Origin of the sequence: Nostoc sp. (genome assembly GCF_036917435.1) — a bacterium.
In the GTDB taxonomy this organism is placed as follows: Bacteria; Cyanobacteriota; Cyanobacteriia; order Cyanobacteriales; family Nostocaceae; genus Nostoc.
In genome coordinates this window covers 144,425-156,774 of sequence record NZ_JBALDM010000031.1, presented here as the reverse complement: position 1 = coordinate 156,774, position 12,350 = coordinate 144,425, and the positions used below count along the sequence as shown (strand labels likewise).

Genomic DNA, 12,350 nt, shown 5'->3' with positions numbered 1-12,350 from the left:
CCTGCCTAGCTTAGAGTTTTTTTTAATGCCATTCGATTAAAACATTCATAGATTAAGAATTGAGCCTAGCTGAAGATAGTTGTGAATCGCCCTTAGTGGGAGTTTGACCAATTTGCAGTACACTAACTGCGGCAATCAGACAGAGAACTCCTGATAAAATAAACGCTTGTAAATAACTACCCGACCAAGTTCTCAAGACTCCGGCTCCAAATGCTGCTGTGGCTGCACCAATCTGGTGTCCTGCAACAATCCAACCGAACATCACGCCGACATTTTCTTTACCAAAGGCATTGGCAACAAGACGGACTGTCGGTGGTACGGTAGCAATCCAATCAAGTCCATAAAATACGGCGAAAATGGAAAGTCCATAAAAGGAAAAGTTGAAACTAAAGGGCAAGAAAATTAAAGACAAACCCCGTAGCCCGTAGTACCAGCATAATAAGTAGCGATTGTTCCATCGGTCAGATAGCCAACCGGACATAGTAGTTCCAAAAAAATCGAATAGTCCCATGATTGCTAAAAGACCAGCAGCCTTGACTTCAGGTATACCGTGGTCAATACAAGCAGGAATCAGATGAGTTCCAATTAACCCATTTGTGCTTGCGCCACAGATAAAAAAGCTACCAAATAACAGCCAGAAATCGCGTTTATGCATTCCCAGCCAGAGGGCGTTGACGGTAGAGGCGATGGAATTTGCTCTAGGCTTTGATATCTCTACAGTTTCGCTGTTGTCACCAAAGGGTCGCAACCCGACATCAGCCGGACGATCGCGCATAAAGGCTGCGATCGCTGGAATAATTAGAAGTGCTGCACCAGTCAAAACTAAAGCCGCAGTTCGCCATCCAAAGCGATCGGATATTGAAGCCAGTATGGGCAAAAACACCAGTTGTCCTGTGGCTGTACTGGCAGTTAAGATACCGAGAACTAGACCCCGCTTCTCAAAAAACCAGCGATTGACAACAATCGCCCCCAAAACCAGGGCGATAACTCCGCTACCAGAACCGACAACTACACCCCAAAGCAAGACTAGCTGCCAAGATTCTGACATCAAAGTGGTTAAACCGACACCGACAGCAATGACAGCAAGTGAGAATACCATCATCCGGCGAATGCCGATTCGCTCCATAACTGTGGCGGCAAAAGGGCCAATTAATCCGTAGAGAACTAAGTTAATGGATATTGCCAAAGATATAGTTGCTCTACTCCAGCCAAACTCGTGTTCGAGAGGCACTATAAAAACTCCGGGAGCAGAGCGAATTCCAGCTGCAACTAGTAAGGCTAAGAATGTTAAACCCGCAACGAGCCAGCCATAGTGGAACGAACGACGCGCTAAGAAGGAGGCTAAGGACATTGGTGTGAATTGGGAATGGGGAATTGGGAATGGGGAATGGGGAATGGGGAATGGTAAATAAGCAAATCGGGAATAAGGGATAGGTTATGCAGATGAAACTTAAATTACCAATGTCTAATGCCCAATGCCCAATGCCCAATGCCCAATTCCCAATTTAGAGCTAACTACCCTGCATAAGGATTGCCAATTCTGTCTACTGAGATGTTGGAGGAGAATGGTAAACGACCTGGATTTAAGCGTGGTTCGGCTGCATAGCCAACAGGAACAACAACAGCGATCGCTAAATCTGGATTATCCCCCGCACCAATCACTTGTTTTACCTTATCCTCAATCCAACCGTTCATAAAACAAGTGGATAATCCCAGACTTTCTGCTGCTAACACCAAATGGGTAGCAGCGATGATGGCATCTTTGATGGCATATTCGCGTCGCTTGTCGCCTAGCCCAGCCTGAAATTGCGGGATGGCGGTTTTAAAGTAATTTACCGTGCCTTCATTCCATGCTCCAGTTTCGAGTCCCTGCTCTATAATTGGGGTCAAGTTTTCTTCGCTTGCGTTGGGATCGGCGGCAAAAACAAAGGTTACAGGTGCTTGAATAATTTGCTGTTGATTAAAAGATGCGGCTGATAGTGCTGCTTTTTGCGCCTCATCTTGCACAAGAATAATTTGCCAGGACTGGATGTTATAGCTACTGGGCGCTGCTACGGTCAACTCTACCAGTTGCTTGAGTAGTTCTGGGGTAATGGGGTCTGGTTTAAAAGTTTTGATTGAACGACGTTTAGCGATCGCACTGGGTACATCTAAAGGTTGGATTTGAGTGATCGGACTCATGAGATTCTCCTGATAATTGGGTTATTGACCAAATAATTCGTAATTAGAGTACAACCAAATCTATTTATTCATGAAACAAAAATAAAAATTATTCCCTGTTTCAGAATAAACAACTTGCCTACATACCTCACAAGGGACTTCCAAATAAAAAAATACTCAACTACTTCTTGTGGGGTGGGCAACATGAGCGCCCATATACAAAGGCGGGCAAGATGCCCACCCCACAAGATTGGGTAATTTATTTGTTGTAAGTCCCCAAGGAAGACTCATAATTACGAATTACGGTTGAGCTACCGCCTCATTAGCGGCTGACAAAAATGGATAGTCTGTATATCCTTTTTCACTGCCACCATAAAAGGTTGCTTGATTTGGTTCATTTAGTGGTGCATTTAAAGCCAAGCGTCGGGGTAAATCTGGATTTGATATAAATAACGTGCCAAAGGCAACTAAATCGGCTGCTTTGCTTGCCACCACCGCATCGCCTTTTTCACGAGTATAACCGCCATTGACGATGAGCGTACCTGTAAAGCGATCGCGGATATGACTGGTGGGTACAATTATCCCGCCATGTCTAATATCTGCCTCTGTTGCTTCATAAATATGCAGATATGCCAAATTAAATCGGTTCAACGCTTGAGCCGCGTAACCGAATGTTTCCAAGGGATTGGAATCACCTATATCATTAAAAGTCCCACTGGGAGAGAAACGTACCCCGACTCGGTTAGAATCCCACACACTAGTTACCGCCTCAGTCACCTCCAACAGGAATCTGGCGCGATTTTCAATGGAACCGCCATATTTATCTGTCCGTTGATTGGTGCGATCGCGGAGAAATTGATCTATTAAATAACCATTGGCTGAGTGAATTTCCACCCCATCAAACCCAGCCGCTAGAGCATTTGCTGCTCCCTGACGGTACTGTTCGACTATCTGCGGTATTTCTGAAGTTTCTAAAGCACGGGGAGTAACATAGGGTTTTGGCCCCTCATAAGTTGCAGCCTCACCTTTCGGAGCGATCGCAGAAGGTGCTACAGGTAAAACTCCATTGGGTTGTAAGTCTGGGTGAGAAATCCTGCCTACATGCCATAGTTGCAGAAAAATTCTGCCTCCCGCCTGATGTACGGCATCGGTTACTAACTTCCATCCTTCAACCTGTTCTGACGAATGAATTCCTGGTGTAGCGGGATAGCCTTGTCCTTCAGGAGTTACCTGTGTTGCTTCGGCAATAATCAGTCCGGCGGAAGCACGTTGGACGTAGTAGGTAGCATTCAGTTCGTGTGGTACGTTTCCCTTACCTGCTCTATTTCGGGTTAAGGGTGCCATTACTATCCGGTTAGGTAGTTCCAGATTCCCTAACTGGTAAGAAGAGAATAAGTTAATATCAGTAGTCATGTCGCTTTGCTCCAATTCAAAATTCAAAGTTAAAAATTCATAACCCCATAGCTGAGACATAAAGGGAACAATGAGAGGGCTATTCTATTCTCATTTAGCCCGCCTCACAATAAATTCTCAGTCTAATAGCGAAAGTCTCTAAAGACCACTAAGAAAAGGTTATTGTCCGTTTTAAGGTAGTCAAAAACTTTAGTTATGGGCTGTTTATGTCTGGAAAGAAAAGTCTTGGTAACAAGGAAAAAGTCTTCCCAATAGCCAATTCTTAATACAGTCCATTCACTAAACAATCGACCGAATAACGCCACCATCTACCCGTAAAGCTGCACCATTAGTTGCTGAAGCTACGGGACTAGAAAGGTAAACTACGATCGCTGCTACTTCTTCATTGGTTGCAAAGCGTTTGATTAGGGAACTTGGACGCACATTTTCAAAAAACTCCGCCTCAACTCGATCGGGACTAATACCACGTTCCTGTGCCAGGTTGGTGATAAACTCTTCAACTCCTTCTGAACGAGTTGGCCCTGGGAGGACGGAGTTTACCGTGACTCCAGTCCCCACAGTCATTTCTGCTAAACCTCTGGCGATCGCAAGCTGCGCTGTCTTTGTTGTGCCGTAGTGAATCATTTCCACTGGAATTTGGATACCAGATTCACTGGAGATAAAAATTATCCGCCCCCAGTTTTGCTCTAGCTGCTTTTGCAGATATTGCCGACTCAAACGAACTCCACTGAGGACGTTGACCTCAAATATGTTTAACCAATCTTCATCAGTAATATCGAAAAAGGTTTTTGGCTCATAAATACCGACATTGTTAATCAGGATATCAACGTGAGGAACTTTTTGCAAAAGTTGCTCTACCCCTGATGCAGTACCTGCATCTGCAACAACACCAGAAACTTTCGCTTCGGGTGTACTTTGTTGAATTTTAGCGATCGCTTGGGCTACTCTTTCTTCAGAGCGACCGTTGACAATCACTGATGCACCCTCTTGAGCTAATCCCTGGGCGATCGCAAAACCAATACCTGCGGTTGAGCCACTCACCAGCGCGGATTTACCATGCAATTTCAAGTCCATTTCGCTCTTTCCCCGTTAGTTGAAACAAAATGCTATGGGATTGGAGACACTTCGACAACCTCAGTGCATCGCTAGGGACTGGGAACTGGGGAGCAGGGGAGGCAGGGGGAGCAGGGGAGGCAGGGGAAGAATTAATAACCCATGCCCCATGCCCCATGCCCCATGCCCCATGCCCCATGCCCCATGCCCAATGCCCAATGCCCCTAACTTAAATTAAAGATACTGTGCTAAGGTCTTACTCAACGTAGTTTTTGGAACTGCCCCCACGACAGTATCAACCTGCCGACCCTCCTTAAAAACCATCAGTGTCGGGATGCTGCGAATTCCATAATGGCTAGCCACAGTAGGATTCTGATCTGTGTTCAGCTTGACAAATTTCACCTGTCCTTCGTATTCAACAGCAACTTCATCGACGACTGGCCCCACCATCCGGCAAGGGCCGCACCACGGGGCCCAAAAGTCTACTAAGACTGGAATTTCACTTTCTAAGACTTCTTGCTTGAATGTGGCTTCTGTGACGTTTGTAATGGATGACATAAATTGCCTTCCTAATTAATTCTATAATTCGATAATATCGAATAATAAAAATATATGCCACTTGATGAGATAATGCAACTATGAGATTTCTTTATCATCCAGATAGAAAAAATATTTCTTTACCGGGAGTGCTGTATGCATTGGGCGATCCAGTGCGGCTAGAGATTGTGCGGCTGCTGGCGACTGAGGGGGAACAATGCTGTGCCAAGTTTGATTTTGCGATCGCTAAGTCTACGATGTCCAATCATTTTAAGATTTTGCGGGAGTCTGGGATAGTCCTTACACGTAAAGAAGGGACACATCACATTAATATTCTGCGGCGTGAAGATTTAGAGATGCTGTTTCCAGGGTTGCTGGATGCGGTATTAAAAGCGGCTCAACCATTGCCTATTTGTCCTGGTACTAAACAAACAGCTTCAAGGATTTAGGGGCATTGGGCATTGGGCATGGGGCATTGGGCATGGGGCATTGGGCATGGGGCATTGGGCATTGGGCATGGGGCATGGGGCATGGGGCATGGGGCGGGGCGATCGCTATTTGTTTAAGAATCTTCTCGTTTTTCAAATTGTGTTTCTAAATCGGCAAAGATATCATGTTGTTCTCCAAAAGTCCTTGGAGTGTGAGATAAACCTAAATCTGTAGAGAGTAAATCAATCCCATCGATAATTTTGGGTATCTGAGATCGATCGACTTGTAGGCTAAGAAAGCATTTCTCTCTGTAATCTGGTCTTTGTTGGAATAGTGCGATCGCTCTTTCCAAAGGGCGCATAACCTGATAAGCTGCCTCAGCTTTTTCAATTGATGCTTGAGGGATTGGAGATTGCAGCCTGAGAATTGCTAAATCAATTAAATCTCTTGCCTCAACACTGTCATCCGCATAACGGTCAGAATTTGACAGCAGCTTAGAGGTAAAACAGTCATTGAAACTTAAGCAAGGAACGAGTGACCACTTTGGATATCTTGGTGGGTCTAGTTGAAAACGAGTTTCGGCAATGATTTCTGTTTTAATCGGCATATCATCCACAAAAACTATCATCCGAATTCCATATTGGTCAGTTGTGCTACGTCCAACTTGGATTTTACTTAAATCCCGAAATAATGCTTCATGCCCACCCTCAAATACCACTGTACGTAAATATTTATAGCCTTCTGTACCAACAGAAGAAATAAAATCAACATCCTTACTCCAGCGATATTCTTCAAACTCAAATGCAAGAAGGGTTCCGCCACCGAAGTAAGCAGAACCCTTGGTAAGTATTTCAGAATCTAAGGATTCAAGAACTGTGAGAATTTTATTATGGTGTTCAAACCTGGAGTTCATAAACAAACTTGCAACCAGGATTTATAACGTTTGGCGAGTTCCCGAAGAAAATTGAGTTCTTCACCTTCAAGATTATTAAATAGGTTGCGATATTGCCAACCACGCTCGTAGCGACTGAGCATTTGTTCTAAAGTAAACCGATAGACATCGGCAGTTTGCCAACAAATTGATTCCAGAAAAGGCAGCTTTTTAGGGACAATAACAGGATTATTTGTTGGTGTTGCGGTTGTCATAATTTTTTTATGCCAATTATCCCAATTATAAATTATCCGAACTGGGATAAACTCTTCCTTTCCAAGCGCCGCCGCGTCCTTGCCAGTGACGGATTGCTGAGTCTAAAGTCATCAGGGTATAGAGAAAAGCGATCGCAGGTAAACTAAAGGCTAACCAGGGAGAACATTTATAAAAGCGGATTGTTGGGTAGTAAGCAAAACTCATTAACAGCCATCCCAATAAACCTGTAAGTGCGATCGCCCAACTACCCCAAACTACACCTAAAAGTACACCCACTGGTGGAACTAGATAAATTAGAGGCATTCCCACCAAAGTACCCAAGAGTAGTAATGGAGAATAGTTTAGTTGGGTATAAGCACTACGAGCAACCATATCCCAAATCGTCGCTAGCGAGTCATAAGGCCGCAAACTACGAGTCAAGCTACTCAATCCTAGCCAGATACGCCCTTGACTAGGCATTGGGGATTGGGTATTATTTATCCCCCTTGTCCCCTTGTCCCCTTGTCCCCCACTCTTCTTAACAGCTTGAGCTAGGGCGCAATCATCAATTAAAGCTTGGCGAATCACTTGAATACCTCCGATTCGCTCTAAAGCTTCACGGGCGATCAGAATAGATCCCCCGGCTGCGGCGGCTGTGGGATTGTTGGGATTATTCACCCAGCGAAAAGGATAGAGTTTTTGGAAGAAAAAGACGAAAGCTGGAATCAAAAGTTTTTCCCAAAAGCTGTCACACCGGAGTCGCACCATTACCGAAACCATATCTAAATCTTCTTGAATAGCCTTTGCAACGAGTCGCTGGAGATTACCAGGATCGTGTTCGATATCTGCGTCAGTCAGTAAAAAATAGTCAGGTGCGAATTTACTAGCACTATTTATACCTTGTTCAACTGCCCAAAGTTTGCCCGACCAACCAGGAGGTAGTAATTCGCCTGAGATAATATGTAATTGCTGGGGTTTACCGACAGCGTGTGCAACCCCTTCGGCAAAGTTTGCTGTCCGATCTGTACTGCGATCGTCTACCAAAAATACGTTGAAAGAACCAGGATAATCTTGAAGTAGGAGCGATCGCAACGTGGTTGGTATTAACTCAGCTTCGTTACGGGCTGGAACGACTGCACAAACCACAGGTAAAGATTCTAGCTGAGTTTCTGTAACCTCTAATTGCTCGTCTGTCCGCCAAAATTGTCCCCAAAAACACAGTAATCCTAACCAAATTGTCAAGGATAACAGCATCAATCCTAATACAATTACATCCATGATCTATTGCAAATTCTCAGTGACTCAGACACAATACTATGTCTACCAATAAACGAAAAATTTTTCATAGTATTCCCGTATTTATAACTAGTGTTGAGTGTGAGGTTAGATAGTATTTGATGCAAACACAAAATAAGACGAAAGTCAATCAAGTTGCAGAAGCGATCGCAGTCAGCCAACAATATTTACTTTCGATTCAAAATCCGGCAGGTTACTGGTGGGCAGAGTTAGAATCTAATGTCACTATCACTGCTGAAGCCGTCCTTTTGCATAAGATTTGGGGAACAGATCAAACCAGAGCTTTACACAAAGTTGCAGCATATCTGCGTCAAGAGCAACGACAGCATGGGGGGTGGGAACTTTATTACGGTGATGGCGGAGAACTTAGCACTTCAGTTGAAGCTTACATGGCGCTGAGGCTGCTAGGTGTACCAGCAAACGATCCAGCGCTGATTCGGGCGAAAGCTTTTATTCTCCAACGGGGTGGTATCAGCAAAACTCGAATTTTTACTAAGTTGCACTTAGCTTTGATTGGCTGCTACAACTGGCGCGGTATTCCCTCGCTACCGCCTTGGGTGATGCTGTTGCCTCAAGATTTCCCAGTTAATATCTACGAGATGTCTAGCTGGGCACGTTCCAGCACAGTACCATTACTGATTGTTTGCGATCGCAAACCTGTTTTTCTCACCGACTCAACTATCAACCTAGATGAGCTATACGCTGAAGGCGTTGATCGAGTCCAGTGGGAATTACCCCAAAGTGGCGATTGGACAGATTTATTCCTCACCCTCGATCGGGGTTTTAAGTTGGCAGAAAGCCTGAATTTAGTACCTTTTCGTAAAGAAGGCATCGAAGCCGCCGAAAAATGGATTTTAGAACGGCAAGAAGCTACAGGCGATTGGGGCGGCATTATTCCGGCAATGCTGAATTCAATGCTAGCTTTGCGATGTCTGGATTATAACCGAAGCGATCCGATTGTGGAACGAGGTTTGCAAGCAATTGACAACTTTGTGATTGAAACAGAAAATAGCTACCGAGTTCAACCTTGTGTTTCACCCGTTTGGGATACAGCTTGGGTGATGCGTGCCTTAGTAGAATCTGGTTTTGCACCAGATCATCCATCTGTGTTAAAAGCTGGCGAATGGTTGTTACAAAAACAAATTTTAGATTACGGAGATTGGGCTGTAAAAAATCGCCAGGGAAAACCAGGGGCTTGGGCATTTGAGTTTGAGAATCGCTTTTATCCCGATGTAGACGACTCGGCGGTGGTGGTGATGGCTTTACATTTGGCCAAACTTCCCAACGAAAAAATCAAACAGGCTGCGATCGCACGTGCCTTAAACTGGATTGCATCTATGCAATGTAAACCAGGTGGTTGGGCTGCCTTTGATTTGGATAACGATCAAGATTGGCTTAACTCTATCCCTTATGGCGACTTGAAAGCCATGATCGATCCAAACACAGCAGATGTTACAGCCAGAGTCGTAGAAATGCTTGGTGCTTGTGATTTGTCAATTGATAGTGATAATTTAGAGCGATCGCTAACTTATCTTCTACACGAACAAGAAACCGAAGGCTGTTGGTTTGGTCGTTGGGGTGTAAACTACATCTACGGCACCAGTGGCGTTTTGTCAGCCTTAGCGTTGATTGATCCTCAAAGACATAAACTCAGTATAGAACGAGGAGCAGCTTGGTTAGCGGGATGTCAAAACCCAGATGGTGGTTGGGGTGAGACTTGCCGCAGCTACGACGATCCAAGTCTTAAAGGAAAAGGAAATAGTACTGCATCTCAAACCGCTTGGGCTTTAATTGGGTTGATAGCAGCAGGTGAAGCAACTGGTAATTTAGCTCTTGAGGCTATTGAGCAAGGAATTGGCTATTTAGTTGCAACTCAAAAACCTGATGGTACTTGGTTTGAGGCTGACTTTACAGGGACTGGATTTCCTTGCCATTTTTATCTCAAATATCATCTGTATCAACAATACTTTCCTTTAATCGCTTTAGGTCGATATCAAGCAGTGATTCAAAAAGGTTAATTTTTCTTACTGTCAGAATTACAACCCGCAGATCCCCGACTTCTTAAAGAAGTCGGGGATCTTGTTGATCGGTTCCCTTACACTTCGCTATTAATCTTGTACCGCATCTGAATGGAAACCGCTATAATACAAAAATTCCATAGAAGATTGCATTTTTTCCATCCAATTATTGAATATCGAGCAGGAATAAGGTTTCTGGTTTTATTCTCACCGATCTTGATAATCTTCAGAAGACTTTGGATCTAACTCCCAGCGATCGCCATCACGATCCTCTAAAATATCATTGGTATGGAGAAACTCCGAGTCATCCATTTCTAGTCCCACTGCTGCTTCTAGTTCCTCAGTTACATTTTTATCGGGAGTCGCAGTACTACCACCAACAGCTTCATCCCCGACTGCATCTGCATCTTGCCAATAAGCATCAACATCTCCACCAGTCAGTTCAGGACTAGTTTCTGTATATTCACGTCTTTCTTGTTTCATTGAGCTACCACCAATATTGTATCCTGGCAAATCTTTCACACCAGTACCGTAGGATTCGGTAATTTCCTGTGGCAAATCATTGGTTTTAATTTCGTCATTATGATTTTTTTCTGCCATGATACTAGCCTTTTTCTGCATTCTCACAATAACGTTTTGCGATCGCGAAGTTATCTTGCTAGAGATGTATAGCTTTAGAAATAAAAGAATCTATCCCCTTGGTACGAAGCGAAACGAGCGATCGCACCATACCATTATAAATATGAAAATCATGGTCAAGCAACTTGTAGTTGAAATTTTTAGTTATGAGTCAGGAGTTTTCCAACCGAAATTATTCAGTAGCTAACTTCTCACTCATAGCTATTTTTTATTAGAGAAACAACAGAATTTAAGAAGTAAAAAGTAAAAAGATAATCCCCATAAATAAATTCAGGGGAAATGATTAAGGACTTATTATTTCTTGCGCTATGCGTCTCGAAATAAATGTTTTTATTTCGTTCCATAAATAAATTTAGGGGCTTCAAACCACTGCTTTTTTTCTTTCTTTTGCCTTTTTACTTTTTACTTTTGCCTTGTTCGGTGAGTGGTTCTATCCCGTTAAAAACTCAGAAATTTTAAGCTTCCTTATTGATGAATATTGTAGCTAGTTAAAAACTAGAAAAAAACAGGTAATACAATCTATGACTGACCATAACAATCATTCCGGTAATAAAAAAGTTGCTATCCTCATTGAACAGGCGGTAGAGGATGCAGAATTTACAGTTCCTTATAATGGACTAAAACAAGCCGGAATAGAGGTAGTAATCCTTGGTTCCCGAATGAATGAAAAATATAAGGGGAAACGCGGCAAACTCAGCATCCAAGCTGATGGTACTACTACAGAAGCGATCGCAGCCCAATTCGACGCGGTAATAATTCCCGGTGGAATGGCTCCCGATAAAATGCGGCGGAACCCTAACACAGTACGTTTTGTCCAAGAGGCCATCCAACAAGGAAAATTAGTCGCTGCGGTATGCCACGGGCCACAAGTTTTAATTGACGGCGAATTACTCAAAGGTAAAAAAGCCACTGGTTTTAGCGCTATTGCCAAGGATATGATTAACGCTGGTGCAAATTATCTAGATGAGCCGTTGGTAGTTGACGGAAATTTAATTACATCTCGTGAACCTGGAGACTTACCAATTTTCACCACAGCCATATTAAGCCGTTTGGGTTATGGTGGCAAAGATGCTGCATTACCAAATGAGAAAGACACCAGTGCTGAATGGTGGAAACTAGCAGATGCTTGGGGTGGCTCAACTAAAGGTGACATTAGCAGAGGTCTAAATAATGCCCTTGCTGGTGAGCGTTATTCGCTAGAAGCATTTGAGAAGTACTTGGAAAAGGAATCAGATAGCGAAGTAAACTCAGTCTTTCAAGAAATAATTGCTAATAAACAGCACCACATTCAAACACTAGAAACCTATCTTCAGGAATTGAACGAAAAACCCTCTTTAGGGGCAAATATTGCTAATCAGTATGCCAAAGTTAAAACTGCCTTAACAGGAAGTGATGACATATATCAGTTACGTTCTGCTTTAGGGGATGTGCAAACCGGTATCGGCGATATTGGTAATTTATCCGCAATGTTCACTGACCCACTAGCAACTGCTATTTTTAAAGAAATTTACCACGATTTATTGAAATCCGAACAGCGATTAGCAGAACTATATCGGGCGCGGATAGGTGTTAACATTCAGGCTCCTAAACCAACGACAGGGGCGGCGGTGTCAATATAATTTGTAATTCATAATTCGTAATTACAAGACGTTCGTGGTATCAGTGGGAGCTTACGAACT

At 43.6% G+C, this 12,350-nt stretch carries 15 protein-coding genes; 5 read left to right on the top strand and 10 right to left on the bottom strand.

The window, feature by feature from the left end:
- Positions 1 to 52: 52 nt before the first annotated feature.
- From V7K98_RS13620 to V7K98_RS13605, 4 genes are all read right to left on the bottom strand, one after another.
- Positions 53 to 1,351 (bottom strand): MFS transporter, encoded by a 1,299-nt coding sequence (locus V7K98_RS13620; RefSeq protein WP_335022575.1) that lies wholly within the window; start codon positions 1,349 to 1,351, stop codon positions 53 to 55.
- A gap of 164 nt (positions 1,352 to 1,515) precedes the next feature.
- Complete coding sequence (locus V7K98_RS13615; protein ID WP_335022573.1) at positions 1,516 to 2,181, bottom strand: nitroreductase family protein; 666 nt, start codon at positions 2,179 to 2,181, stop codon at positions 1,516 to 1,518.
- Positions 2,182 to 2,460: 279 nt separating this feature from the next.
- Positions 2,461 to 3,573 (bottom strand): alkene reductase, encoded by a 1,113-nt coding sequence (locus tag V7K98_RS13610; RefSeq protein ID WP_335022571.1) that lies wholly within the window; start codon positions 3,571 to 3,573, stop codon positions 2,461 to 2,463.
- A gap of 279 nt (positions 3,574 to 3,852) precedes the next feature.
- Positions 3,853 to 4,647, bottom strand: a complete 795-nt coding sequence (locus V7K98_RS13605; RefSeq protein ID WP_335022569.1) for an SDR family NAD(P)-dependent oxidoreductase — start codon at positions 4,645 to 4,647, stop codon at positions 3,853 to 3,855.
- A 29-nt stretch (positions 4,648 to 4,676) separates the two neighbouring features.
- Between V7K98_RS13605 and V7K98_RS13600 the strand changes: the two genes are divergently transcribed.
- Positions 4,677 to 4,859: a hypothetical protein gene (locus V7K98_RS13600; RefSeq protein ID WP_335022567.1), complete on the top strand. Its 183-nt coding sequence runs from the start codon at positions 4,677 to 4,679 to the stop codon at positions 4,857 to 4,859.
- A gap of 1 nt (position 4,860) precedes the next feature.
- Here the strand turns inward: V7K98_RS13600 and trxA are convergent, their stop codons facing one another.
- Positions 4,861 to 5,184 (bottom strand): thioredoxin, encoded by a 324-nt coding sequence (gene trxA, locus V7K98_RS13595; protein WP_335022565.1) that lies wholly within the window; start codon positions 5,182 to 5,184, stop codon positions 4,861 to 4,863.
- A gap of 80 nt (positions 5,185 to 5,264) precedes the next feature.
- Here trxA and V7K98_RS13590 point away from each other — a divergent pair, with 80 nt between their 5' ends.
- On the top strand, positions 5,265 to 5,612 hold the full coding sequence (locus V7K98_RS13590; RefSeq protein WP_335022563.1) for an ArsR/SmtB family transcription factor: 348 nt from the start codon (positions 5,265 to 5,267) through the stop codon (positions 5,610 to 5,612).
- Here the strand turns inward: V7K98_RS13590 and V7K98_RS13585 are convergent.
- Genes V7K98_RS13585 through V7K98_RS13570 form a run of 4 tightly spaced genes read right to left on the bottom strand, consistent with a single transcriptional unit; the run spans position 5,587 to position 7,996 of the window.
- The gene (locus V7K98_RS13585; protein WP_335022561.1) at positions 5,587 to 5,748 is read right to left on the bottom strand and encodes a hypothetical protein; all 162 of its coding nucleotides are present in this window, start codon (positions 5,746 to 5,748) and stop codon (positions 5,587 to 5,589) included. The two genes, V7K98_RS13590 and V7K98_RS13585, sit on opposite strands and share 26 nt — an antisense overlap.
- On the bottom strand, positions 5,726 to 6,505 hold the full coding sequence (locus V7K98_RS13580) for a nucleotidyl transferase AbiEii/AbiGii toxin family protein (protein WP_335022559.1): 780 nt from the start codon (positions 6,503 to 6,505) through the stop codon (positions 5,726 to 5,728). Before V7K98_RS13580 ends, V7K98_RS13585 begins: the two co-directional genes overlap by 23 nt.
- Positions 6,502 to 6,738: a hypothetical protein gene (locus V7K98_RS13575; RefSeq protein ID WP_335022557.1), complete on the bottom strand. Its 237-nt coding sequence runs from the start codon at positions 6,736 to 6,738 to the stop codon at positions 6,502 to 6,504. Before V7K98_RS13575 ends, V7K98_RS13580 begins: the two co-directional genes overlap by 4 nt.
- Before the next feature lie 25 nt (positions 6,739 to 6,763).
- Positions 6,764 to 7,996, bottom strand: a complete 1,233-nt coding sequence (locus tag V7K98_RS13570; protein ID WP_335022555.1) for a glycosyltransferase — start codon at positions 7,994 to 7,996, stop codon at positions 6,764 to 6,766.
- A 119-nt stretch (positions 7,997 to 8,115) separates the two neighbouring features.
- Here V7K98_RS13570 and shc point away from each other — a divergent pair, with 119 nt between their 5' ends.
- Positions 8,116 to 10,032 (top strand): squalene--hopene cyclase, encoded by a 1,917-nt coding sequence (shc, locus tag V7K98_RS13565; protein WP_335022553.1) that lies wholly within the window; start codon positions 8,116 to 8,118, stop codon positions 10,030 to 10,032.
- 207 nt (positions 10,033 to 10,239) lie between these two features.
- Here shc and V7K98_RS13560 read toward each other — a convergent pair whose 3' ends face one another.
- On the bottom strand, positions 10,240 to 10,632 hold the full coding sequence (locus tag V7K98_RS13560) for a DUF6335 family protein (protein ID WP_335022551.1): 393 nt from the start codon (positions 10,630 to 10,632) through the stop codon (positions 10,240 to 10,242).
- Here V7K98_RS13560 and V7K98_RS13555 point away from each other — a divergent pair.
- Positions 10,631 to 10,858, top strand: a complete 228-nt coding sequence (locus tag V7K98_RS13555; protein WP_335022549.1) for a hypothetical protein — start codon at positions 10,631 to 10,633, stop codon at positions 10,856 to 10,858. The two genes, V7K98_RS13560 and V7K98_RS13555, sit on opposite strands and share 2 nt — an antisense overlap.
- A 334-nt stretch (positions 10,859 to 11,192) precedes the next feature.
- Positions 11,193 to 12,290, top strand: a complete 1,098-nt coding sequence (locus V7K98_RS13550; RefSeq protein ID WP_335022547.1) for a DJ-1/PfpI/YhbO family deglycase/protease — start codon at positions 11,193 to 11,195, stop codon at positions 12,288 to 12,290.
- The last annotated feature ends 60 nt before the right edge of the window (positions 12,291 to 12,350 follow it).

Coding starts and splice junctions, on each gene's coding strand:
- V7K98_RS13610 (WP_335022571.1), bottom strand. CDS start 3,573: ATGACTACTGATATTAACTTATTCTCTTCTTACCAGTTAGGGAATCTG.
- V7K98_RS13570 (WP_335022555.1), bottom strand. CDS start 7,996: ATGGATGTAATTGTATTAGGATTGATGCTGTTATCCTTGACAATTTGG.
- shc (WP_335022553.1), top strand. CDS start 8,116: ATGCAAACACAAAATAAGACGAAAGTCAATCAAGTTGCAGAAGCGATC.
- V7K98_RS13605 (WP_335022569.1), bottom strand. CDS start 4,647: ATGGACTTGAAATTGCATGGTAAATCCGCGCTGGTGAGTGGCTCAACC.
- V7K98_RS13550 (WP_335022547.1), top strand. CDS start 11,193: ATGACTGACCATAACAATCATTCCGGTAATAAAAAAGTTGCTATCCTC.
- V7K98_RS13555 (WP_335022549.1), top strand. CDS start 10,631: ATGATACTAGCCTTTTTCTGCATTCTCACAATAACGTTTTGCGATCGC.
- V7K98_RS13575 (WP_335022557.1), bottom strand. CDS start 6,738: ATGACAACCGCAACACCAACAAATAATCCTGTTATTGTCCCTAAAAAG.
- V7K98_RS13600 (WP_335022567.1), top strand. CDS start 4,677: ATGCTATGGGATTGGAGACACTTCGACAACCTCAGTGCATCGCTAGGG.
- V7K98_RS13560 (WP_335022551.1), bottom strand. CDS start 10,632: ATGGCAGAAAAAAATCATAATGACGAAATTAAAACCAATGATTTGCCA.
- V7K98_RS13590 (WP_335022563.1), top strand. CDS start 5,265: ATGAGATTTCTTTATCATCCAGATAGAAAAAATATTTCTTTACCGGGA.
- trxA (WP_335022565.1), bottom strand. CDS start 5,184: ATGTCATCCATTACAAACGTCACAGAAGCCACATTCAAGCAAGAAGTC.
- V7K98_RS13620 (WP_335022575.1), bottom strand. CDS start 1,351: ATGTCCTTAGCCTCCTTCTTAGCGCGTCGTTCGTTCCACTATGGCTGG.
- V7K98_RS13580 (WP_335022559.1), bottom strand. CDS start 6,505: ATGAACTCCAGGTTTGAACACCATAATAAAATTCTCACAGTTCTTGAA.
- V7K98_RS13615 (WP_335022573.1), bottom strand. CDS start 2,181: ATGAGTCCGATCACTCAAATCCAACCTTTAGATGTACCCAGTGCGATC.